The sequence below is a fragment of the Microvirga sp. genome (genome assembly GCF_014699075.1).
Lineage (GTDB): Bacteria > Pseudomonadota > Alphaproteobacteria > Rhizobiales > Beijerinckiaceae > Microvirga.
The window spans coordinates 1-21202 of sequence record NZ_JACXAB010000067.1; the positions used below are offsets into that span (position 1 = coordinate 1).

Here is a 21202-nt window from a genome sequence, read left to right on the forward strand (position 1 = left end):
TTTGAACATGATAAACCTCCGGAGCTGGCCAGAGGCATAGACAGAACTAAGTTACTGATGGGTTTGCGACAGTTCCCGCCGGCATGGCCCGTTTCCGCGAGACGCTGGAGCGGGAGCTCGGGATCCCCGTCGTGGAGCCGACGCAGGCGGCCGTCACCATGGCGGTCGGCCGGGTGCGTCTGGGCTGGGGCGGCCGTCCGTCCGCCGGGTCGGGCCGATGACCGGGCTCCTCGGCAGGCTTGCAGCCATCGTCGGCGGGAGGAACGTTCTCACCGACGATGTATCGATGACTCCGCACATCAATGACTGGCTCGGAAAATACCACGGCTCGGCACAGGCCGTGGTCAGGCCCGGCTCTGCAGCGGAGGTGGCGGCCATTCTCGCCGCTTGCCGTGAGACAGGAACTCCGATCGTTCCGCAGGGCGGCAACACGAGCATGTCGGGCGGCGCAACCCCCGCTGCTTCGGGCGACGCGGTCGTGCTGTCGTTGACGCGGATGAACCGGATCCGCGAGATCGATCCCATTGGGAACACCATCACCGTCGATGCCGGCGTCGTGCTGGCCCACGTTCATGCGGCCGCAAAGGAGGTCGGGCGCCACTTTCCCTTGAGCCTCGGAGCCGAGGGAAGCTGCACGATCGGAGGTAATCTCGCGACGAATGCGGGCGGGGTTGCCGTGCTGCGCTACGGCACGATGCGGGAACTGACCCTCGGCCTCGAAGTGGCCCTGCCGGACGGTCGCATCTGGGATGGCCTCACGGCCCTGCGCAAGGACAATACCGGTTATGCCCTGCGTGATCTCTTCATCGGCTCTGAAGGTACGCTCGGCGTCATCACCGGCGCGGTGCTGAAGCTGTTCCCGGAACCCAAGGCCAAGGCGACTGCTCTCGTGGCCGTGCAGGACGCGGAGGCGGCGCTCTCTCTGCTGGCACTTGTGCGGGGCAAGTGCGGCGACCGCCTGACGGCCTTCGAATTCATGACGGGCGCCTGCATAGACCTCGTGCTTCGCCACGTCGCCGACGCCCGCATCCCCTTTGGGGTGGTCCCTCCGGCCCTGGTGCTGGTGGAGCTGTCGGACACGGATGATGACGCAGCCCTGAACGCCCGGCTCGAGGATGCGCTCGTCGCCGCATCTGAAGCAGAACTTGCTCTCGACGCAATCATTGCTCAGGACATCGCCCAGGCCAAAGCCTTCTGGCGCCTGCGCGAAGGGATATCCGAGGCCTTGGTGCGCGAAGGAAAAGCCGCCAAGCATGACATCTCGGTTCCTGTTTCCCGCATGGCTGAATTCATCGCGGCTGCGGACAGAGCCGTTGCGGCCGTCTCCCCCGGCGTCCGGCATGTGGTGTTCGGCCATCTCGGCGACGGCAACCTGCATTACAACCTGTTGCGGGCCACCGACATGAGCGAGGCCGATTTTGCCATTCTGGCGCCGAGGCTCACCCGGGTCGTGCATGACGAATCCAAGGCCTATCGAGGCTCCATCAGCGCCGAACACGGGATCGGGCAGCTGCGCGTCGGCGACATGCCTCGCTACAAGGCACCGATCGAACTGGAGCTCATGGCGGCATTGAAGGGATTGTTCGATCCCGCTGGGCTCCTCAATCCAGGCAAACTTCTGCCTCTCTCAGAAAAACAGTAAGGAACGAGATTTCATGGCATTGCTCGATGAAAGCGCCAAGGGCGTTTACGTCATTGCTGTCACCCCCTTCGCCGATGACGGTGCTCTCGATTTGGAGAGCACCGATCGGATGGTGGACTTCTACCTCGGGAAGGGCGCCACCGGTCTGACCGTGCTGGGCATGATGGGCGAGGCCCCCAAGCTGACCGCCGCGGAGTCGAACACCTTTGTGAAGCGCGTTCTGGCCCGGGTCGGTGGCCGCGTTCCGGTAGTTGTGGGCGTGTCGGCTCCCGGCTTTGCACCCATGCGCGAGTTGTCCGAGAGCGTGATGGCCGAAGGCGCTGCCGGCGTCATGGTGGCGCCACCCGGCAGCCTCAGGACCGACGATCAGATTTACAATTATTACGAGGCGGTCACCGAAACGCTCGGCGACACGCCGTTCGTGCTCCAGGATTTTCCTCTGGTGACGAACGTGCAGATCTCGCCTGCGACAATCCTGCGCATCGTGAGGGCTCTGCCGACCTGCGTGATGCTGAAGCACGAGGATTGGCCAGGTCTTTCCAAGATTTCCGCTCTGCGCGCGGCGAGCGAGAAGGGTGAGCGGCGCATCTCCATCCTGGTCGGAAACGGCGGCATGTTCCTTCCGGAGGAGCTGGGACGTGGCGCCGACGGGGCCATGACGGGCTTTGCCTATCCAGAGATGATGGTGGATGTCTGGAAAGCTTACGCGGCGGGCGACGTGGAGCGTCCCCATGACCTCTTCGACGCCTATCTGCCGCTTGCCCGCTACGAGCAGCAGCCGGGCCTTGGCCTGACGATCCGGAAATATACGCTGGCCAAGCGCGGGGCCATCGCCTCGGGAGCCCTGCGCAAGCCTGGCCCCAAGCTCTCCCACTCCGATATCGCCGATATCGAGCGCCTGATCGCGCGCCAGACACGTCGCCTTGCGGAGATTGGCTGATGGACCTCGGACTGAATGGAAAACGAGCGCTTGTGATCGGCGCGAGCCGAGGTCTCGGCGCCGCAATAGCAAAGACTCTTGCGGCGGAAGGAGCGACCGTCATGGCGGCCGCCCGCCGAGTGGAGGCGATCGATGGTTGGATCGCCGAACTTCCGGCGGACATCCGCAGTCGCGTGAGCGCCGCGCAGCTCGATCTCTCGGACGTTGCATCCGTCGACGGGCTCTGCGGCCGGCTGCTTGAGGCAGGTGGGGTCGACATTCTCGTCGGGAATTCCGGTGGTCCGCCACCGGCGGAGGCGCGCGAGGCCAAGCGCGAGGACTGGCTCGTCCATTTCGAGGCTATGGCTGCGAACCTCTTTCACCTGACGCAGCGCCTGCTGCCGCCCATGGCTCAACGCGGCTGGGGACGGATCATCACCATTGCCTCCTCCGGTGTCGAACAGCCAATCCCGCGCCTGGCGCTGTCCAACGGAATCAGGTCCGCAGTGATCGGGTGGTCGAAGACCCTTGCGTCCGAAGTGGCGGCACAGGGAATTACCGTCAACGTGGTGCTGCCGGGCCGCATTCACACCGAGCGCGTCGATCAGCTCGACAAGGCTGCCGCCGACCGCAGCAACTCGTCCGTCGAGGCTGTGGCGAAGGCCTCAATGGCAAGCATTCCGGTCGGCCGCTACGGCCGCTCGCAAGAATTCGCGGATGTGGTAGCTTTTCTTGCCAGTGAGCGCGCTTCTTACGTGACGGGCTCGAAAATCCGCATCGACGGCGGCGCCACGCGTTCGATCTGATCAGTCGCTCCAGCCTTACGCCTCTTCGCCCTCGACTTCCTGAATTGTGGAAGGCCCGGGCGAGGGGCACGCCTATGGGCAGCCCTGACGAACAGCCAGACACAGCAATCGCCTTCAGCGGCCCACAGCAGATCGGCACCGTTGCATTAGCCTCGGACGTATAGCGAGGAGCAGTTCATCAAGGACCCGCTCCCGTGTCTCTGTTCAAGCGCCGCCGCTTTCGGGCTGAGATCATCCTGCTGTGCGTGCGCTGGTACTGCAAGTATGGGATCAGCCATCGCGATCTCGCCGAGATGATGTCCGACCTCGGTGTCGCCGTTGATCCATCCACGATCTTCCGTTGGGTTCAGCGCTATGCTCCGGACATCAAAAAGCGAATTCGGCTCTACCAGGGACCTCGCTCAGGCTCCTGAGAGTCGACGAGACCTATGTGCGAGTTGGCGGACGCTGGAAGTACCTGTTTCGCGCGGTCGACAAGCACGGTCGGTTGATCGCCTTCATGCTGTCCGATCGTCGGAATACCAACGCCGCCTATCGCTTCCTGCGCAAAGCCATACAGGTGATGAGCCACTCCCCGCCGTCATCTATCACGACGGATAAACTGGCGTCGTACCCCAAGGCAATCCGGATCCGTCGCAAACTTTTTGTTTCAGAGTTTCAGCTACTGCTCCCCGGGTTCAGGGACGGAGGGTGGCGTGTTCAAGGGCAGGCATTTTGATCAATCTGTTATCCTGCTCTGTGTGCGGTGGTATCTCGCTTACAATCTCAGCCTCCGGAACTTGGAAGAGATGATGGCCGAGCGCGGCATCTCCGTCGATCACGCGACCGTGCATCGCTGGGTTGTCCGGTACTCGCCCGAACTGCTTGAGCGCTTCAACCTCCGAAAGCGATCTGTCACCAGTAGGTGGCACGTGGACGAAACGTATATCAAGGTGCGCGGGCATTGGACGTATCTCTACCGCGCCATCGATAGCAATAGTGACACGGTCGAATTCTGGTTCAGCGAGCGACGCAACCTGGCAGCGGCCAAGCGGTTCCTGCGCAAGGCACTCCAGCGACATGGACGACCCGAGCGGATTGTGATCGACGGCAGCCAGACGAACCGGGAAGCCATCCTGTCCTGCGATACGGCAGACCGGCTCCGGGATCGATCAAGACGTCGTTTGAAGCCTATTCGCATCCGGCAAAGTGCCTACTTGAACAATCGTATCGAGCAGGATCATCGGGCGATCAAGCGGCGGATCCGGCCTATGCTCGGGTTCAAGTCTTTGAACAGCGCTCACGTGATCTTGGGCGGGATCGAAATGGTTCACATGATGCGCAAAGGACAGGCGAACTATGCCCATAATCTGCAGCCGTCGCTCGCGGAGCAATTCGAGCGGCTCGCCGCATAAGAAGCAACAGGCTGCTCAGGCATCTTTCTGTCCTCAGCCAAAACTTGCGACAAAACCTACGCACCTTCGTCGCCCGGGTAGACCGGTGAGCTTTTCGTCACGCGTTGGCGCACTCAACCCCGGTTTCCGCCGGGCACCGCGCGGACAGCGCCTGCTTCAGACCAACAGACCAAAAGGAGAATGCTCCCGCCGATGTCGAAAACGGCTTGTCAAATACATCCGTCAGGTAGCGGCTCTGCCGAATCCGGATCGGCTTCAACTGGCGTCTTGACCGATCCTGGAGCCGGTGTTCCGTATCGCAGAACAGGATCGCTTCACGATTGGTCTGACTGCCGTCGATCACAATCCGCTCAGGTCGGCCATGCCGTCTCAGAGCCTGGCGCAGGAACCGCTTGGCCGCAGTTAAGCTGCGGCGCTCGCTGAACCAGAACTCAACGGTGTCGCCGTTGCTATCAATGGCACGGTACAGATACATCCACCGTCCGCGAACTTTGATATATGTCTCGTCTATGTGCCATTTCCGACTAACGGGGCGCTTGCGCTGGTTGAAGCGCTCAAGTATCTCCGGCGAGTAGCGGATGACCCAGCGATGCACCGTCGCATGGTCGACGGAGATGCCGCGCTCGGCCATCATTTCTTCGAGGTTTCTGAGGCTGAGATTGTAGGCCAGGTACCAACGAACGCAGAGCAGGATTACTGACCGATCAAAATGCCTGCCCTTAAACACGCTGCCCTCCGTCCCTTAAGCCGGGAGAGCAGTAGCTGAAACTCTGAAACAAAGGGTTTGCGACAGAGCCCTAACAGCAACCTATGTTGTGGTTGTATTCACAAACCTAGTTTAGGGTCTTAGCCTGCGCTCGGCGGTGGAACGGCTGGCCTAAAGCTCTTCCTGGAGACGCGTATGACAGGTCCAATCCTTGAACCTCTGAGCATGTATCAAGCTTACCCTCCTAAGGAAATGACCGCCAGGGCGCAGGCGTTCTATGAGGATATCAGGCGCCGGAGAACCGTGCGGGATTTTTCCGACAGGCCTGTGCCCCAGGAAACCATCGAGTATGCTCTCTTGGCCGCCGGCACCGCGCCCTCAGGGGCTAATCTTCAGCCCTGGCACTTCACTGTGATCACCAATCCCGACATCAAGCGGCGCATCCGCGAAGAGGCGGAGGTCGAGGAGCGAGATTTCTACAACGGCCGCGCGCCTCAGGAGTGGCTCGATGCCCTGGCGCCCCTCGGCACGGATGAGCGCAAGGGCTTTTTGGAGACGGCGCCCGTGCTGATTGCCATCTTTGGGCAACGGTCGAGCGAGGGGCCTGACGGGCGCAGGATCAAGAACTACTACGTGCCCGAGTCGGTGGGCATCGCCACCGGGTTTCTAATCACCTGTCTGCATATGGCGGGCCTTGTGACGCTCACACACACCCCCAGTCCGATGGGCTTTCTCAACGAGATCTGCGGTCGCCCCGAGACGGAGAAGCCTTACATCCTCCTCGTGGTCGGCTACCCGGCCGAGGACTGTACGGTACCCGTGTACGGCGGGATCAAGAAGCCGCTGAAGCAAATCGCCTCCTGGCTGTGACGGCGCCTTCTCCTGGGTGGCGATCCGCATGGCCTGGGCGAACGCTACCTGGGCGTAGTTCTACGGTGTCGCGCTCCTGTGCGGCATCGGTTTCACCATCAGCCTGTTGGCCTTCCCGACATCGCCCGAATTGCAGGACGCCACCAAGCTCGGTGTGCTGCTCGGGTCCGGGCTGTCGTCGCTAACGGGAGCTGCCCTACTGGGCGTGACGAGGCCGGAGGCGAAGCCCACCAAGTCGCGGTGACGGGGCGGGTGGCCTCGTTCCATTTTGCCGTTACAGGTTCATCACGATGGTCAGCATCCCCATGGCGATGAACACAAGGATCATCGCGGGATAGAACGCGTAGACCAGTGACGAGGTCATGAACGGGCGCATGTCCTCGCCCTTGCGGGGACGCCCCAGAAGGAGCAGCGCGGCCGCGACACCGAGCATTGCAAGTCCAAGCATCACACCCACTGTTGTTCCCTTCAGCCTCCCTGACGGGCTCTGACGACCGTCGGGGAAATCGCGGGAACGCTCAAGCCCTGCTCCATTCAACAAACCAGGAGCAACTCTGCTGGATTCGACCTCAGGGCTATTCGCGTACGGCGGTCCGGCAGGCAGCAGCCGGGGCAAGGTCCATGACCTGCCGTGGACCCTCGTCTGTCCTATGAGTAGTGACCGGCAGCGGGGCGACGGCGCTGGGTGAGCCTAGCCGCACTTCCGCACATCCATGCAACGGCTCGCCACATCATGTGTGAGCATGTATGAGCCGGGTTACGTCTTCGAGGGAGGGCCTTCGGCATCGCTGCCGGTTGCAGGTGTAAACACCCGCACCCCATTCAAGCTGAAGCTCGCGATGACGGTCCGGGCCGGCTCCGATGACAGCCAATCAAGCCACGCTCGAGCATCCTGCGAGGTCTCCCGAACCAGGTAACTGACATAGTCGGTGCGCAGAACCGGATCCCCTTCCACCAGCACCTCGAGACCGCGCCGGTTCTCCTGAGAGGCCCATGTCATGCGTTCGACCAGGAGGTAAGCGCCCATGCTTCCGGCTTGCCTGAGAACGCCCGCTTCATCGCCGCGGCCTTCGAGGTACCAGGTCGAGCGGGTCTGGACATTGACCCCGATGCTCTGCCACAGGGACAGCTCCAGATCCCGCGTGCCGAGCGCAGCGCTGCTGGACATGTAGGCTCCGCGAGCCGAGGCAATCCAGCGCAATGCCTTCCTAATATCCTTCAAGCCCCGCACCCGGGCCATCTCCGCCCGTGATCCCACCAGAATGACATCACCCGAGAAGATGACCCGGGAGGGCACTTGGCTGGTTGACGGGAGCCTTTCAGCAATGCGTCTTGGAAGGAGAGCCGCATCCGCACCGGCGTCTGACAGCGGTGCAGTCGGGTTCAGCTCGGTGGCGGTGACGGCAATGCCGGTCTCGGCCTGAAACGCAGGAGCCAAAACCTGCACGAGTTGGACCAGAGCTCCGGCCGGCACGCCAACCCTGATGGTACGCTCTTGCGCTCTCGCCGGGCCTACGCAGAAGAGGGCGGTGACCACGAGAGCCAAGACGGTCCGGTACAGGGACATCAAACCTCCGCCGCGCTTGATAGCGGTCATAATGACAACAGGCCGGATCGGCACTGGTTCATCTGATGCGCTGAGGGCAATCCCCCTTCAGCCCGTCCCTTGCGACGAGGCAGATGCAGGCACGATGTCGGCCTCACGCACCACGCGCTGGATCGGCCCTGTCGCGGCCTTGATCCGGTAGAGGGGCTCGTCGTCAGGTCCGCAGGGCAGAAGGCGCAGGATCTCGTAGATCCCAGTGTTCTCGAGAAGCCGTTCCCTTGGCCGCACGAGCTGGCCAACTCCGAACCTGTGAGTCATGGCGTCTGTTCCTCGTCCTTGAGCGCGGCTCTTCTGAATGGCCGGCCCGATGCCGAAACAACCGTGTCGCTTGGCTTGGCGTTCCAGCGCATGCCGCACCGAGGGTCGGGCTATTCATGATCACACTCAAGACTTGCTCTGTTCAACAATCCAGGAGCAACTCTGCTGCTTGCGTGAATTGCGCGTTAGGATCTTAAAACCCATGAGTGCCATGGCATACCTTCGAGGGGCAGATCAGGAGAAGGTTGATGCTGAACTGGATTCTTGGCCCTGGGACCAGCAAGGCCGCACAACCTGCCTGGGTCCCGGAGATGGTCGATCGCGTGGGCCGCCATGTGGAGGATCAGGTGTTCGCCATTACCGGACGGCGTAGAGCGCCGGTGCCGCTGTACAGCAGCATGACGGATCTGCTGATCGGAGCCTACATCCTGGGCGCCCTGGAGGGCTACGCTCGCACCATCCCTGATGTCCAGAATGCCCCTGCATCGGATAGAACCCGTGAACTCCTCAGGGACGCGGCGAACGAGGTATGCTCGCGAGTGTTCGGTCCGGAGTGGGTGAAACGGGTCCGCAGCCAGCTTCCACAATGGGACGGGCCGCCGGCATACCACCCCACCTTCCGGCGGGAGCTTTCCAGCATGGGCTGTTGTGGTGCCCGTGACGGCCGACATCTGGCTGCCAATGATCCCCTCAGCTTTGCCAAGGCCGGAAGCCTGCTTGCCTTTCTGCTCGAGTTGACGGAGCCGCAGATGTGATCGTGTCGGTCACGCATCTACATCCTTGTGCTCGCCCGCGGCCTCAAGGATGCCGTCTACGAGGTCGTCCTGACGACAGCCGCCCGGTTCGAGACCTTCGTGACGGCTTGAGGCATCTCCTTGGCTCCCCTTCTCGATGACTTACTCGACCTGATGGACACTCCTTCCAGCAAGGCAGCCCTGTCGGGTTGCCACATGCTGACCTCGACCGTGCGGCTCGTGCGCGAGGTCCGCAATGATGCGTCCCCTGCTGGACGCCCAGCGGATCGCAGCGCAAGGGGCGGGCGCGATCATCTACCATCCCAGGGCATAGGCTCCCGCACTCAGGACGCGCGAGCCTGTCGGGCCTGCTATGTGGCACCCATTAGAGCTTTGTGCCGGTGATTTGGAAGGGAGCGGATCGCACCTTCCACTCTGCCTCTTCGGCGGCGACGACCACCACGAAACGCTCCTGACCCGTGCTCCAGTCAGGAATTCGCAGGCTTGCCTGGAGGGTTCCATCCGCGCTCGTCCTGGCTTGCTGGAGAACCTCGTAGGCCGTCCGAGGGGCGCCGCCGCCGATGACCACCGCAGTGTCGGCGGGGAGATCCTTGGCGGATACGGTCACCGTCGTGCCGACCGTGCCATTCCCGGGCGCGAGCGAGACCTCTGCGACCGCACTTAAGAGCGGCTGTTAACCCGAAGGCAGCCTTCCGGGGAAGATTCGCTAAAAACCTGACCTATTCCAAAGATCGGGTTGCCTATTCCACGTCGGGCAGGAGCGCCATGTGCGAGCTCGTTGCCGGACCGACGGCCACGACGGGCAAGTCGTCTGCTTCAGCGTAATGTCCTGAACAGGGCGCGCACTTCCTCAGCCAGAGCGTCCGGCTGTTCCATGGCGGCGAAGTGACCGCCACGCTCCATCACGCTCCAGCGCTGAAGGTTCGTAAACGTCCGCTCGGCCAAAGAGCGCGGCGGCTTCAGGATCTCACGCGGAAACTCACAATAGCCGGTCGGGACCGTCACAGTCTCTCCTGCCGGGATCGGCCAAGGACCATGCATCCGGGCATAATAAGGCCAAAAGGACGAGCCGATGGCACCTGTGAACCAATAGAGGCTGATGTTCGCCAGCAGGTGATCCCGGGAGAACACGGCCTCGATATCTCCGTCGCAATCCGACCACGCCCGGAACTTCTCCACGATCCAGGCTGCAAGCCCGGCGGGGGAGTCCGTCAGGGCAAAAGCCAGCGTCTGCGGCCGGGTCCCTTGGATCCACTGGTAGCCAGTCTCCTCTTTGAGCCAGAGTTGAAGCTCGTCCAGGAAGCGGCTCTCCTCGGGTGTAGGATTGGACACCATCGTTGGGTCCCGCCGGACCGGCATCATATTGAGATGAATGGCAGACAGGCGCTCCGGGTAGGCGTAGCCGAGCCGAGCGGTGACAAACGAGCCCCAGTCGCCTCCCTGAGCTCCAAAGCGGCGGTAGCCCAGCACCTCACTCATCAGCGCGGCAAAGCAGTCCGCGATGGCCTCAACCCCGAACCGCGGCTGACCGGGAGTGAAGGAGAGGCCGTAGCCGGGCAGAGAGGGGGCAACGACCGTGAATGCATCGGCGGGATCGCCTCCGAACCGCCCTGGATCGGTGAGCCGTGGGATCAGCTCGAGAAACTCGAACACAGAGCCAGGCCATCCATGGGAGAGGAGGAGAGGGTGGGGATCTGGCCCCTTTCCCGGCACATGCAGGAAGTGCAAGTCAATGCCATGGAGCTGGACCTTGTATTGCGGAAAGGCATTGAGCCTTGCCTCCTGCGCGCGCCAGTCGAATCGATCACGCCAATACTCGACGAGGGTGCTCATGTAGGCGACATCAGTGCCGTACGCCCAGGGTTCCCCTGGAGCCTGATCCGGAAGCCGCGTGCGTGAGAGGCGTTGTTGCAGATCCGAAATGGCAGCATCTGGGATATGCAGGCTGAAAGGCTGTGGTTGGCTGCTCATGTCTGGCATGCTCCCAGAGAGACGTTTGACGCTCTGTGGCCTCACCTCATCTAGGCAGGCCGTTCTCCAGCGGCAGAATAAACGAGGGCGACGTATCGTAAAATAAGCATGGGAGAGATGCGCTTGCCTAAGAGCCTGACGAGAGCCGTCGCGCTTAATCGAGAGGTGGAAAGGCCAAATGGGCTGCATCAACACGCCTGCGGACGCTACTGAGTCACCCCGGCTAATGCGAGAAAGATTGGGGTCAGCCATCGGAGCGGAATGCCAACAACCCACCGGAAGAGGTTCAGGTCTGTTCCAAGCTGTCTGCCAAGCATTGGCAAAAGGAAGATGATCCCGAGCAGAATGACGAAGCCGAACTGCTCCAGCTTTGCAAAGGGCCGTGCCAGAGCCTTGGGAAGAATGCTCAACACGACGCGGCCTCCATCCAGAGGCGGCAGAGGAAGCATATTGAAGATCGCCAGTATCAGGTTCAGCAGGATCGACTGATAAAGGGCCTTCACCAGCCAGGGGACTACTGCCTCCGGCAACAGCGGGATAGTTCGAAGAAGAGCCGCCGATAGAAAGGCAAGAACCACATTCGTCAGCGGCCCGGCAATGGCAACAATCGCCATGTCGCGGCGTGGATGGCCCAAACGCCCGAAGGCAACCGGGACAGGCTTTGCCCATCCAAACAAGAAGGGTGCCTTGGTCAGGAAAAGAAGGGCGGGAATTAGGATCGTTCCGAAAGGATCCACATGCTTCAGCGGGTTGAATGTGACACGGCCCAGACGGTGCGCTGTATCGTCCCCTAGTTTCCATGCGGCATAAGCATGGGCCGCTTCATGGAAGGTGATGGCAATAAGGATCGGAACGATCCAAGTCGATGCCGAATAGAGGGTGCCAGGAAAGTCCAAACGATGATCCTCATTGTTGCGCCGTGTTGATCATCATGAGGCGCGACCAAGTCCGATATGTGTCAGGGGTCGCAAGCTCAGGCCGGTTCCATATCGACCCCTGCCTCGGCCTGATCCTTGATACTGTCATCAACGCTCAAACGGATCGTGAACGTGGCATGCAGGCCATCGTTGTTGTAGATCATGTCAACGGTGCCCTGAAGCTCACGGACAATCGTTTGCTGGATTAGGCGGGATCCGAAGCCCTGACGTGACGGTGGCACGATTGGATGGCCGCACCTCTCTTGCCATTTGAGCGCAAGGATCCCGTCCGCCACGGACCAACTGATCCTGACGCTTCCTCCACTTGCCTGGAGGGCTCCGTGCTTGGTCGCATTGGTCGCCATCTCGTGAATGGCCATCCCGAGCGCGATCGCCACTTTACTCGTCAGAGTGACGGCAGGACCGCTCAGCAACAAATGCGGCCCGCCCCGAAAGGGCTCCAGTTCTTTCGTCAGCAGTTCGCGCAATTCCACCCCGGACCATGCCGTTTCAGTCAGCAAGTTGTGTGTGCCTGAGAGGGCCAGCAGGCGGGCCGAAAACACTTCCTCAAAGGCCGCCATGTCATGGGAGCTCCTGATCGTCATCCGGCTGATGGCCTGGATTGTGGCAAGCGTGTTCTTCACCCGATGGTTCAGTTCCTGAATCAGAATGGTCTGTTGATCCTGACGCTTGCGAAGGATTTGCGCTGTGTTCCGCATGATCGCGGCAACTGTGTTCACTTCGTCCAAAGACGTGTTGGGAACGTCGATCACCTTCATGTCGCGCATAGCCGCCGCCTTAACCTGCAAGACAGCGATGGCTTTGGTGATCCGTTGCCCCATGAGGGATGCGAGGGCTAGGGCCAGCAGCAGAGCCATCACAAGCAGGGTCAGGCCGATGGCGATGATGTTGCGGCGTGGTGCTTCATAGACCTCTGGCAGGGCTGAGACACCGATCAGCCAGCCGGTGCTCTCCATGCGATAGTATGCGCCGACCACCTTCGTTCCCTCGAGGGTGTATACGTCCTGCCAGAGACCGCCTTGGCCGGGAGGCACATCCTTCGTGATCTCCCATCCACTCCGCGCCATCGATTTACCAACGGACTGATCATGAGCCTTGGACCGGGCCAGGATTTTACCCTCGCGATCATTGATCGCGGCGATCCATCCTTGCGGCACATCATCCAGAAGCTTCCTGAAGTAGGCGGCTGGAACACCCGTTGTGAGTGCAAACCTGACCTTGCCCGTGACGGCAGGCACCCGAACCGGGACAGAGAGTGTAACCGCCCACTGGTTGGTAACCGGTGCCCAGATCAGATCTGATGTATAGGAACGCCCCTCGGTGAAGATCACAGGGTCACCACGGCCACGAAAGGCGGGCAGGCGCGCTCCACGGGGTGTCCTCGTATTGAGCAGTTGTTGGCCGTTCTCATCCCGAACCGTAAACCACACATCTGACGGATGGTCCGTCTGCTCAAGCCGAGACCGAAAGTCGTCCATGTCACCTTCCAGCAGTGTGGGGCTGGCGGAAAATACATTGAGAGTGGCCTGGAAGGCTGCAAGTCGGCTGTCGATCTGCAAGGCCACAGCGTGGGCTTGCCGCTCAGCCAAGCTGTTGATGCGCTGACCCTCTTGGCGCAGGTAAGCCCATCCGATGAAGCTGCTCGTGAGCAGGATCGGAAAGGTGAGCGCCAGAGCATATAGGCGAAGGTGCCCGGTGATCGAACGAGGTCGCAGCATGAAAGACCGGCTCATCGAGAGATTAGGCCGCGTTCTTCAGGGGGGAAGGTCGGACCTCAATGAGCGGACGAGTACCACGAACAGATCCACAGACGATATAGCGGATGTGTCGCAAGCGTTTTGTTTCAGAGTTTTAGCTGCCTCTTCCCGAACTTCACAGAGGAGAGCGGAGGGCGATGAACGTCTCGCAGTGCAGATCCTCCTGCCTGATGATCGCGCGGCGCAAGTGAGTGGCCGGCCGGGAAGGCACACAGGATCCTTGGCGCGGCGAACCTCATCGACCACACCGGTCGCGACGAGATCTCTCACGGTCGAGGAGGCACGGATCTGCAAGGTCACGAAGACCCTTGGATGCGCGTTGAGGAAATGGCGGATGGCCGCCTGCACTAGGGTCGAGCCAAGGGCGGACAGGCTGGCGATCCTGATGTTGCCGGATCCGAAGTCCCTGATGCGAGCGGCGGAGGCGCGGAAACGGCCCTACCCGAGACTCTCGTTGTAAGCCATTGATGGATATCGCACGCAACGGACTCCAGGCTCGGAACGTCTCGAAATGGCACCGGGCAGACCTTTGAGGAAGCTCTGCATCGGCGGCGCGAGCGGACCATTTCACGACGCCACTCAAGAACCGTCATTGAGCCACAGCAGGCCAACTATGTGTGGAACACGGTACTGTAGAGCGAACCTGCCCGCCTTCATTTTTCGTACAGAACTGTACCGGGTCGAGATCAGGAACGGATCCAGTGCTCCCCAGGAGCAATTTCCCCAAGAGGTTAGGGCGTTATTACTGGAGGAAACCATGCGGACGAAATTGGTTGCCGGACTCGCTGCCGCTCTTCTGGCCAGCGGCTCGAATGTCGTGCTCGCCCAATCCAACCCCCAAGGCGGCCAGGGCAATCAGGGCCAGAGCTTTGGCCAGAACCGCACTGGCCCGGGCATGAACCAGCCGGACGTCAACCGCGATTGGGTTCCAGGCCCGCTGTCGCCCAGGGCGGAAAATCAGCCTGACAACCAAGCCCAGTACAATCAGACTTGGCCACCCGGTTCGCTATCCGCGGGAGGTGGCAACCAGAACAATTCCAGCCAGCTTCAGGGGCAGAGCCGCGCGAGCCAACGGGCGCTCCTCCGCCAAGAGTTGCGCCAAGCTGGCTTCCGGGACATCCGCATTCTGGACGCCGCATTCCTCGTGCAGGCCAGCACTGGATCTGGCCAGCAGGTTGTTATGGTCGTCAATCCACCCGAGCAGAACAGCTTGGCGACCTCAAGCTCCTCCGGATCGAACCGGGCGTTCAACATTGTGGGTCCATCAGAGCAGCGCCAGCAGGCCGACTCAACCCGGAATTCCGAGATGAATTCCGGTCAGAGCCAGCTCTCCGCTGCGATCATGACGCCAGGGTTGGTAAGCCAGGATCAAATTCGGTCGCACCTGCAATCGCGCGGCTTCTCCAACATCTCCGGCCTGACGCAGGATGGGAACACCTATACGGGTATGGCGGACTGGTATGGCGAGCAGGTCGACTTCCGCGTCGATGGACGTAATGGCTTCGTGATTGAGCCAAGCCATATCACCCCAAGCCAAGTGCGGACTATGCTGAACGAGATGGGCTGGGGCACTGTCGACAACATCCAGCAACAGGGCACCAGCTACCGGGTGCAGGCGTCGCGGAACGGCACACCCTACAGCCTCTGGATCGATGCCAGAACGGGCGAAGTCAACCGGCAGACCGCCAGCACCAGCGGCCTCTCAGGCAACCAGCCGTATCAGCAGTAACTGAGCTGGCCGAGAACGCGCTCACTTTGGCTTGTGAGACGCTCTGAGGGTTCAATTGATCCGCTGCGGACCATTCAGAGAGTGGCCAGACGCCGGATGACGTGGAATGCCGCTGATGGGGCATTTCATAAGGCCGTTACCGAAATTCCAAGTGGCTCAAAAAGCTACTCTCAGGTGCAAAGAGGCGCATCCTGACTGACCTTGAGAGAGGAGGCCGTAATGTTTGCAGTCCTACTCTGCCTTCCAGTAATCCTGATGCTGACAAGCGCCTGCCTCGCTCGTCCGCTCCGCAATTATGCATCATCGCAGTTATGTCGTTTGGGGCAGCAGCCCATGCCGGACCTGAACGTGCTTCTCCTGCGCAGCACTCCACGTGTGTTCGCGACTGGTCGCCTGATTAAGGGCCTCTACTACTCCGAGGTTCCGAAAGGGCTAAACGCCATGGCGGCATTCTACATGGCCTGCGACCAACTCCTCGAACGCACGCCATTCCTGATGATGGACTTTCGTTCCAACCAGTTCTTCCTCGACGGAAATCGGGATGGCTGTGTCGACGCGACTGGGACATTCGCACTGCCGGAGATTGATCCGGCGAATTTCCTGCCCTACGTTGATGGAGCAGACGAGATTTGTAATGAGGACCTCATCAGCCAACGCCAACCCGATGAGTTGATCGCTGTCTCGTAAACGGCCTTTCGCGACATTGCGGGCTGTAAATCGGGAATGCTGCATGATGGCACGTCAGGGACCTTGTGCCAAAGTCAGCTTGCGAGGGCACAGCGGATGTTATGGCACGGGCAGCAAGCGTGCGAAGGTGTGGCGGATCCTGGTATAGCACTCGCAGGTGATCTCCTCGAGGCCAGCCCGATCCGCGATGATGATGCCCCCGCGCTGCTGCGTGATCAGCCCCTGGGTCTGGAAGGTGCGCAGCACCGTGCTGACGGTGGAGCGCTGCACCCCGAGCAACTCGGCCAGATCCGCATGGGTCAGGGGCAGGAGATCTTCATCAATCCGGTCTCGTGTGCTCAGGAGCCAGTTGCAGCAGCGGGCCTCGACCGTATGGATGGCATTGCAGGAGACCGTCTGGAACGTCTGGGCTAAGAGCGCCTCGCTGTAGCTGAGCACGAGCCGCTGGATCTTGGGGCGGGCCCGCATCACCTCCTGCATCCTGTCAATGGCAATCCGGGAGGCGGTGCCGGGCACCTGCACCTTGTAGCGCCCAAAGGCTTCTCGCGAGACGATGGCGCTGATCAGGCCGAACAGCCCCTCCCGCCCGAAGGACGCCACTTCGACGAACTGGCCCTCCTCCATGACGTTGATCAGGCCCACGATGGCATCATGCGGGAAGTAGGTGTAGCGGATGGGATCACCGGCCTCATAGAGGATCGTGCCTTTCGGCAGGCTCACCACCTCCAGGTGCGGCTCCAGGCAGGCCAGATCCTCAGGCGCAAGGGCGGCGAGAAGCCGGTTGCTGCGGGGATGGGCCTTCGACGTCGGGAGCGCCATGACAGCCTTCAGATCGACCAAGACGTCAAACAGTATCGCTGTCATAGAGCGACTGATACAACCCCGATTACGATCACGGAGGCGTTACGGTCACCGAAGCTGCCGGGGTTATCGATGATCAAGATGTATCGAAGGACAGGCTGGATGGCCTCACGCGCTCAGGACGCGCGAGCCTGTCGGGCCTGCTATGTGGCACCCATTAGAGCTTTGTGCCGGTGATCTGGAAGGGAGCGGAGCGCACCTTCCATTCTGCCTGTTCGGCGGCGACGGTCAGCACAAAACGCTCCTGACCGGTGCTCCAGTCAGGAATTCGCACGGTAGCCTGAAGGGTCCCGTCCGCGGCTGTCCTGGCTTGCTGGAGAACTTCGTAGGCTGTCCGGGGCGCTCCGCCGCCGATGACTACTGCGGTGTCGGCCGGGAGACCCTTGGCTGATAGGGTCACAGTTGTGCCGACTGTGCCGTTACCGGGGGTGAGCGAGACTTCGGCCTTGCTCACATCCACGTTCGCAGAATTGATGCGGTCACCGATGCCACCCAGCCGCTGACGCAGGTCCGGGTTCTTGTCGAGGAGGTTGTCCACGGACGACGTGAGGTTCTGCGCCATTCCGCTCAGCGCGCTGCCGGCTTCGCGGGCAAGCGAACCCAGGCGCTCGGTTGTCGGCTGAGTGGCCGAGGCGGTCAGCCGCAGCTCCCGGCCGACCCGAAGGTCATCGGATCCCTCAACCGCCGGGTTGGCCCGCAGGATGGCAGCCTCCGTCGTATCGCAGCGAGCCGCAATGCTGCTGAGGGTGTCTGATCGGTTCACCTGGGTTGCATCGCCGCAAGGGGAGGATGGCTGCGCCCAGACCGGGCTGGTGCCGAGGAGTACGAGGGCAAGGGAGACGGGGATGGAGTGCCGAAGGTTCATGAGGGATTCCTTGTGTTCGGATTCGCCGCTGCCTGGATGCTCTTGGCAAGGTCATGCGCCAGCGGCTGGCAGCGGGTCAGAACAGTCGGAGAGATAACCGGCTCCGGTTGAATTCGTTGCCGGAGCGCAGTGACAGCCTGGGACGAGGAGGCAGAGCAGTGGGTCAGGGCTTCTGCACACTCGCCAGCGTGGGCTTGGCTGCCTCATGTTCCGCGCCCTTGATGACGGCGATCGTGCCGTCCGTCTCCAGCACAACGGCGGCTACCTGACTGGCGTCCATTACTCCATTGGAGCGTAGCGCCGCCATCACCTCGTCCCGCGTCATCCGCTGCGCCCGCATGGCTCCATCGAGAAACTCGCCCTGGTGCATGATCAGGGTGGGCTCGCTCTTGACCAGATCCCGGAACCCGGCTGAGCGAACCGAAAGCCAGGTGATCATGAACTGGAGAAACACCAGCAGCACCATCGCCAGAACGCCCTCGGCCAGTGCCACGTCCTTGCTCAGCAGGACCGTGGCCAGGGTGGAGCCGAGAGCAACCGTGACCACCAGGTCAAAGGCATTCAGCTTGGTGAGCGTGCGCTTTCCCGAAATGCGCAGGATGGCGACCAGGGCCATATAGGCGAATGTCCCGACCAGGAGCACGCGTCCCAATCCAGTCCAGGAGTCAAAGAACATGGATGCTTCCTTCCTTGGGACGGGGCGCGGTGGCAACCCTGGCCTGCTCGATCCGGCGCAGAACCGCCGTGCGGTCGCTGGGGGTGAGGTGCGCCTCCGTGGTCGTCTCTGCCAGCTTGCCAAGCTGTTGGGACACGGCCTCTCGAGCTTCCTCGACGTGGAGAACGGGCGCGAGCTGGCCCATGACGTCCGCCATGCGGATCAGGCCGGACAGGAATTTCCTGTCCGGCCTGTCGGATGGCATTGAAGGCAGCGTCGGCAAGGCCCTGCACGTCCGATCTCTGGGCAATCACCCGCACCTTGCCCTCCTTGTCACGCCAGACAGCCTGCTGGAGCGAGCGCATGAAGATCTCCTCTAGGGCGGCGCCGATCCGGTCAATCACGGCAATGGCGGTGAAGGGGTCGTTGATGCCGGGGGACAGGGCCCTCAGGGCAATCTCCACGAGCTGGCGCAGGCCGAACTCCAGATCCTGCGCCGAGTTGCGCTCCTGCCCAACTACAAAGGCGGCCCTGATGGCCTGCATGGCTTCTTCACCAAGAGCACGCCCTGCATGGACGACCACATGCTCCCCGTTCTTCAGGACGAAGTGGCCGGCGCGTACCTTCACGGCGAAAACCGCGTCCGCGCGGCAGGCCAGCGTGACAAGCCTGTCGGAGTCGATCACCTGGATGTCGCCTCTTCGGTCCAACATGACGGCCCCGGCCCTTGGCCTTGTCAGGTCCGGGATCGCACGCTCCGTCTCGTTGGCCTCTGCCGGCAACATGCTGCGGATGTCGTTGTGCAGGTCGCCGGCCACCCGCGCAACGATGCTGTCGGCGATGATCGCACGGGCGATCTCGTGCACGTAGAACAGCAGGGCAAACAGGCAGACGACCGTCAGGACGCTGCCGATCGTCACCGCAACGTGCGGTACCCCTTCGACCCCGAGGATCTCATCGAAGCTGCGCAGCACGACCAGGACGTAGAGGATGGTGCCGAGGAAGAGCCCCAGCACGGTTTGGATCTGCCGGTCGCCCATGAAGGTCGAGATCAGGCGGGGCCCAAGCTGGTTCGCCGCGAGGGTCAGGATGACGAAGGTGACCGAGACGACCAGCGAGGTCATCGTCATCAGCCCCGAGAGCAGGCTGGACAGAAGATCGCGCGCGCTGCTGGCTTCGCCGCCGTAGAGCCACCAGAGCTTGCGGTCATTCCACTCTGCCAGGAGCGCGGCGCCCGAGGTAAGCAGCCACCAGGCCAATGCGAGCGCGAAAATGCTCATAACCAGCGGTATGAGCCAGAGCTGCCCGCGCAGCCGAACGATGATGTTCCGGATCCGCTCCATGGAGGGTCAACCGTGAGTAGGCTGGCGGGATCCCTGGGATCCCGTGCCAGGCGCTGAAATTTGCCTTTGGATACCTTTCGAGCGGCACCGCCACAGGATCTGTGCCACCGTGTTCAGACCGCCCTGGCACGAAACAGACGCGCGGCATGCTCGGATTTCTCTCAGAAAGGACCTTGGCAGAACACGATCCTTCCCGGGCGCCCCTGGTCATCTCGCATCACAACCGCAAGCACGGAGCTTCATGCATCTACAGAAGAAATCAGCATCTTGTGCAGCGGCTAGTGGAAGAATAGGCCTCTCGCAATCGAATCCTCTTGGCTATTACCTGCGAGTCAACGTGCAAGCACCTGGCATGTCAGCGTGATACTTCGTCCGCTTCCGTACCTGATGGATGCAATTCACCCCAGGTCGAGATGAACTCCCCTGAGCTTTGAACCGTTGGCGCGAATATGCCGTATGCGTGCGCGTCAGTGTCCTAGGTCAATTCTCAGCCGCCAAACTTCATTAGTTGATGGCACGACGATGTCAAAATACATGCGCTTCGGTGAGATGATCGCAACGTCTACCATTGTGATGTTCGGCCTGATGTACCTGAACGTCTACAGCCTTGACCATGTTTATTGGAGCGAGACAAGGGCATATATGGCTCTGGTCATGGGCGCGATGATGGCAGTTATTATGCTAGGCTTCATGCTCGGAATGTATGCCAACACCAAGGTAAATACTGGTATTTTCCTTGTTAGCGCGATGGTATTCGCGCTCGCTCTCTATCTAGCCCGCAGCCAAAGCACTGTTGAGGATGTTGCTTGGATGAAGGCCATGATTCCGCATCACTCCATCGCCATCCTGACCAGCGAGCGGGCGAACATCTCCGATCCGCGCGTCAAGGCGCTTGCGGACCAAATCATCAGCACTCAGCGCAAGGAAATTGATGAAATGAAAGCTCTCATCCAGGAGCTGGAAGGCAAAGGACCAAGGCAGACCACCATGTTGCGGATTCGATGACAACCGTTTGACCAAGATGTATGGACCGCCGTGCGCCGCAAGAGACTTTGGAGATGGTGAGGTTAGTCTTGCGCGTATGTATCCGGCCCATGTGGAGCTACTGCTCCCGGCCATCATGGATATCCGCGCGTCCGTCCTCATAACGGACCGGCCGTTCATGACCAAACGGGCCACCAGAGCACTGACGCGTCGGCGCAACCATTCTCCATCTCGACTTCCTCTCGCAGACCTCGGGGAACTCCACGCGGCTGATGCAGAGGAGGGACGGTGTCGCCATTAACCTACCGGCATTCGACCGACCCAGCATCGGGACTTCCGGTCCATCACTATCGCCATCCTTGTTCCGGCTCGATCCCGCTGGACAATTGGCACCTCACGGGCTTGGTCCCACAACCGCGGGATCAAGCCTGCTTCGCCCATCGTCTCTGTCAGCCT

The 21202-nt window shown here is 61.3% G+C and carries 22 protein-coding genes and 3 pseudogenes; 13 read left to right on the forward strand and 12 right to left on the reverse strand.

Annotated features, from left to right (window positions below; all coding sequences use genetic code 11):
- Positions 1 to 77 precede the first annotated feature (77 nt).
- The 7 genes and pseudogenes from IC232_RS32695 to IC232_RS29185 all read left to right on the forward strand — a co-directional run.
- Positions 78 to 221: pseudogene (locus tag IC232_RS32695) on the forward strand (Asp/Glu racemase); the annotation flags it as partial.
- Entirely contained in the window at positions 218 to 1642 is a 1425-nt protein-coding gene (locus tag IC232_RS29160; RefSeq protein ID WP_190848450.1) for an FAD-binding oxidoreductase, read from the forward strand. The pseudogene IC232_RS32695 and the gene IC232_RS29160, both read left to right, overlap by 4 nt.
- 13 nt (positions 1643 to 1655) lie before the next feature.
- On the forward strand, positions 1656 to 2582 hold the full coding sequence (locus tag IC232_RS29165; RefSeq protein ID WP_190848451.1) for a dihydrodipicolinate synthase family protein: 927 nt from the start codon (positions 1656 to 1658) through the stop codon (positions 2580 to 2582).
- Positions 2582 to 3367 (forward strand): SDR family oxidoreductase, encoded by a 786-nt coding sequence (locus tag IC232_RS29170; RefSeq protein ID WP_190848452.1) that lies wholly within the window; start codon positions 2582 to 2584, stop codon positions 3365 to 3367. The genes IC232_RS29165 and IC232_RS29170 overlap by 1 nt, the downstream gene beginning before the upstream one ends.
- Positions 3368 to 3561: 194 nt before the next feature.
- Positions 3562 to 3780, forward strand: a complete 219-nt coding sequence (locus IC232_RS29175; RefSeq protein ID WP_190848453.1) for an IS6 family transposase — start codon at positions 3562 to 3564, stop codon at positions 3778 to 3780.
- Positions 3708 to 4085 (forward strand): DDE-type integrase/transposase/recombinase, encoded by a 378-nt coding sequence (locus IC232_RS33495; protein ID WP_409564988.1) that lies wholly within the window; start codon positions 3708 to 3710, stop codon positions 4083 to 4085. The genes IC232_RS29175 and IC232_RS33495 overlap by 73 nt, the downstream gene beginning before the upstream one ends.
- Positions 4063 to 4761 carry an IS6 family transposase gene (locus tag IC232_RS29185; RefSeq protein ID WP_190848455.1) on the forward strand — a complete coding sequence of 233 codons (699 nt, stop codon included), beginning with the start codon at positions 4063 to 4065 and terminating at the stop codon, positions 4759 to 4761. Before IC232_RS33495 ends, IC232_RS29185 begins: the two co-directional genes overlap by 23 nt.
- A gap of 217 nt (positions 4762 to 4978) precedes the next feature.
- Here the strand turns inward: IC232_RS29185 and IC232_RS29190 are convergent.
- Positions 4979 to 5488, reverse strand: a pseudogene (locus IC232_RS29190) (IS6 family transposase); the annotation flags it as partial.
- Positions 5489 to 5662: 174 nt separating this feature from the next.
- Here IC232_RS29190 and IC232_RS29195 point away from each other — a divergent pair.
- Positions 5663 to 6337, forward strand: a complete 675-nt coding sequence (locus tag IC232_RS29195) for a nitroreductase family protein (RefSeq protein WP_190848456.1) — start codon at positions 5663 to 5665, stop codon at positions 6335 to 6337.
- Positions 6338 to 6410: 73 nt separating this feature from the next.
- Positions 6411 to 6581 (forward strand): annotated as a pseudogene (locus tag IC232_RS29200) (Na+/H+ antiporter NhaA); the annotation flags it as partial.
- Between the two features lie 30 nt (positions 6582 to 6611).
- Here the strand turns inward: IC232_RS29200 and IC232_RS29205 are convergent.
- The 3 genes from IC232_RS29205 to IC232_RS29215 form a co-directional block, all read right to left on the reverse strand.
- On the reverse strand, positions 6612 to 6785 hold the full coding sequence (locus IC232_RS29205; RefSeq protein WP_190848457.1) for a hypothetical protein: 174 nt from the start codon (positions 6783 to 6785) through the stop codon (positions 6612 to 6614).
- Positions 6786 to 7094: 309 nt separating this feature from the next.
- The gene (locus tag IC232_RS29210; RefSeq protein ID WP_190848458.1) at positions 7095 to 7904 is read right to left on the reverse strand and encodes a hypothetical protein; all 810 of its coding nucleotides are present in this window, start codon (positions 7902 to 7904) and stop codon (positions 7095 to 7097) included.
- An 87-nt stretch (positions 7905 to 7991) separates the two neighbouring features.
- A complete protein-coding gene (locus IC232_RS29215) occupies positions 7992 to 8201 on the reverse strand; it encodes a hypothetical protein (RefSeq protein WP_190848459.1) in 210 nt (69 codons plus the stop codon).
- A gap of 248 nt (positions 8202 to 8449) precedes the next feature.
- Here IC232_RS29215 and IC232_RS29220 point away from each other — a divergent pair, with 248 nt between their 5' ends.
- Positions 8450 to 8956 carry a hypothetical protein gene (locus tag IC232_RS29220; RefSeq protein ID WP_190848460.1) on the forward strand — a complete coding sequence of 169 codons (507 nt, stop codon included), beginning with the start codon at positions 8450 to 8452 and terminating at the stop codon, positions 8954 to 8956.
- A 364-nt stretch (positions 8957 to 9320) separates the two neighbouring features.
- On the opposite strand, the gene IC232_RS29225 is transcribed toward IC232_RS29220, so the two are convergent.
- From IC232_RS29225 to IC232_RS29240, 4 genes are all read right to left on the reverse strand, one after another.
- Positions 9321 to 9563 carry a hypothetical protein gene (locus IC232_RS29225; protein ID WP_190848461.1) on the reverse strand — a complete coding sequence of 81 codons (243 nt, stop codon included), beginning with the start codon at positions 9561 to 9563 and terminating at the stop codon, positions 9321 to 9323.
- Between the two features lie 209 nt (positions 9564 to 9772).
- The gene (locus tag IC232_RS29230; RefSeq protein WP_190848462.1) at positions 9773 to 10936 is read right to left on the reverse strand and encodes an epoxide hydrolase family protein; all 1164 of its coding nucleotides are present in this window, start codon (positions 10934 to 10936) and stop codon (positions 9773 to 9775) included.
- Positions 10937 to 11133: 197 nt separating this feature from the next.
- Positions 11134 to 11823, reverse strand: a complete 690-nt coding sequence (locus IC232_RS29235; RefSeq protein ID WP_190848463.1) for a site-2 protease family protein — start codon at positions 11821 to 11823, stop codon at positions 11134 to 11136.
- A 77-nt stretch (positions 11824 to 11900) separates the two neighbouring features.
- Positions 11901 to 13598: a sensor histidine kinase gene (locus IC232_RS29240; RefSeq protein ID WP_312895248.1), complete on the reverse strand. Its 1698-nt coding sequence runs from the start codon at positions 13596 to 13598 to the stop codon at positions 11901 to 11903.
- Positions 13599 to 14379: 781 nt separating this feature from the next.
- Here IC232_RS29240 and IC232_RS29245 point away from each other — a divergent pair.
- Positions 14380 to 15351, forward strand: coding sequence for a PepSY domain-containing protein (locus tag IC232_RS29245; RefSeq protein ID WP_190848465.1), 972 nt, complete (start codon positions 14380 to 14382; stop codon positions 15349 to 15351).
- Positions 15352 to 15684: 333 nt separating this feature from the next.
- Positions 15685 to 16038 carry a hypothetical protein gene (locus tag IC232_RS29250; RefSeq protein WP_190848466.1) on the forward strand — a complete coding sequence of 118 codons (354 nt, stop codon included), beginning with the start codon at positions 15685 to 15687 and terminating at the stop codon, positions 16036 to 16038.
- 99 nt (positions 16039 to 16137) lie between these two features.
- Here IC232_RS29250 and IC232_RS29255 read toward each other — a convergent pair whose 3' ends face one another.
- The 4 genes from IC232_RS29255 to IC232_RS29270 all read right to left on the reverse strand — a co-directional run bounded on the left by IC232_RS29255 (position 16138) and on the right by IC232_RS29270 (position 19762).
- A complete protein-coding gene (locus IC232_RS29255) occupies positions 16138 to 16902 on the reverse strand; it encodes a Crp/Fnr family transcriptional regulator (RefSeq protein ID WP_246812480.1) in 765 nt (254 codons plus the stop codon).
- A gap of 154 nt (positions 16903 to 17056) precedes the next feature.
- Positions 17057 to 17764, reverse strand: coding sequence for a LysM peptidoglycan-binding domain-containing protein (locus IC232_RS29260; protein ID WP_190848467.1), 708 nt, complete (start codon positions 17762 to 17764; stop codon positions 17057 to 17059).
- 163 nt (positions 17765 to 17927) lie between these two features.
- On the reverse strand, positions 17928 to 18440 hold the full coding sequence (locus IC232_RS29265) for a DUF421 domain-containing protein (RefSeq protein WP_190848468.1): 513 nt from the start codon (positions 18438 to 18440) through the stop codon (positions 17928 to 17930).
- The gene (locus IC232_RS29270) at positions 18326 to 19762 is read right to left on the reverse strand and encodes a DUF2254 domain-containing protein (protein WP_190848469.1); all 1437 of its coding nucleotides are present in this window, start codon (positions 19760 to 19762) and stop codon (positions 18326 to 18328) included. Before IC232_RS29270 ends, IC232_RS29265 begins: the two co-directional genes overlap by 115 nt.
- A 522-nt stretch (positions 19763 to 20284) precedes the next feature.
- Between IC232_RS29270 and IC232_RS29275 the strand changes: the two genes are divergently transcribed.
- Positions 20285 to 20767 (forward strand): DUF305 domain-containing protein, encoded by a 483-nt coding sequence (locus IC232_RS29275; RefSeq protein WP_190848470.1) that lies wholly within the window; start codon positions 20285 to 20287, stop codon positions 20765 to 20767.
- Positions 20768 to 21202 lie beyond the last annotated feature (435 nt).

What these genes read in the sequence shown, in the direction of transcription:
- IC232_RS29210 (WP_190848458.1), bottom strand. Translation starts at nt 7,904, where the DNA reads ATGTCCCTGTACCGGACCGTCTTGGCTCTCGTGGTCACCGCCCTCTTC.
- IC232_RS29270 (WP_190848469.1), bottom strand. Translation starts at nt 19,762, where the DNA reads ATGGAGCGGATCCGGAACATCATCGTTCGGCTGCGCGGGCAGCTCTGG.
- IC232_RS29265 (WP_190848468.1), bottom strand. Translation starts at nt 18,440, where the DNA reads ATGTTCTTTGACTCCTGGACTGGATTGGGACGCGTGCTCCTGGTCGGG.
- IC232_RS29260 (WP_190848467.1), bottom strand. Translation starts at nt 17,764, where the DNA reads ATGAACCTTCGGCACTCCATCCCCGTCTCCCTTGCCCTCGTACTCCTC.
- IC232_RS29170 (WP_190848452.1), top strand. Translation starts at nt 2,582, where the DNA reads ATGGACCTCGGACTGAATGGAAAACGAGCGCTTGTGATCGGCGCGAGC.
- IC232_RS29195 (WP_190848456.1), top strand. Translation starts at nt 5,663, where the DNA reads ATGACAGGTCCAATCCTTGAACCTCTGAGCATGTATCAAGCTTACCCT.
- IC232_RS29275 (WP_190848470.1), top strand. Translation starts at nt 20,285, where the DNA reads ATGTCAAAATACATGCGCTTCGGTGAGATGATCGCAACGTCTACCATT.
- IC232_RS29215 (WP_190848459.1), bottom strand. Translation starts at nt 8,201, where the DNA reads ATGACTCACAGGTTCGGAGTTGGCCAGCTCGTGCGGCCAAGGGAACGG.
- IC232_RS29160 (WP_190848450.1), top strand. Translation starts at nt 218, where the DNA reads ATGACCGGGCTCCTCGGCAGGCTTGCAGCCATCGTCGGCGGGAGGAAC.
- IC232_RS29205 (WP_190848457.1), bottom strand. Translation starts at nt 6,785, where the DNA reads ATGCTTGGACTTGCAATGCTCGGTGTCGCGGCCGCGCTGCTCCTTCTG.
- IC232_RS29220 (WP_190848460.1), top strand. Translation starts at nt 8,450, where the DNA reads ATGCTGAACTGGATTCTTGGCCCTGGGACCAGCAAGGCCGCACAACCT.
- IC232_RS29250 (WP_190848466.1), top strand. Translation starts at nt 15,685, where the DNA reads ATGCCGGACCTGAACGTGCTTCTCCTGCGCAGCACTCCACGTGTGTTC.
- IC232_RS29245 (WP_190848465.1), top strand. Translation starts at nt 14,380, where the DNA reads ATGCGGACGAAATTGGTTGCCGGACTCGCTGCCGCTCTTCTGGCCAGC.
- IC232_RS29240 (WP_312895248.1), bottom strand. Translation starts at nt 13,598, where the DNA reads ATGAGCCGGTCTTTCATGCTGCGACCTCGTTCGATCACCGGGCACCTT.
- IC232_RS29165 (WP_190848451.1), top strand. Translation starts at nt 1,656, where the DNA reads ATGGCATTGCTCGATGAAAGCGCCAAGGGCGTTTACGTCATTGCTGTC.
- IC232_RS29255 (WP_246812480.1), bottom strand. Translation starts at nt 16,902, where the DNA reads ATGACAGCGATACTGTTTGACGTCTTGGTCGATCTGAAGGCTGTCATG.
- IC232_RS29230 (WP_190848462.1), bottom strand. Translation starts at nt 10,936, where the DNA reads ATGCCAGACATGAGCAGCCAACCACAGCCTTTCAGCCTGCATATCCCA.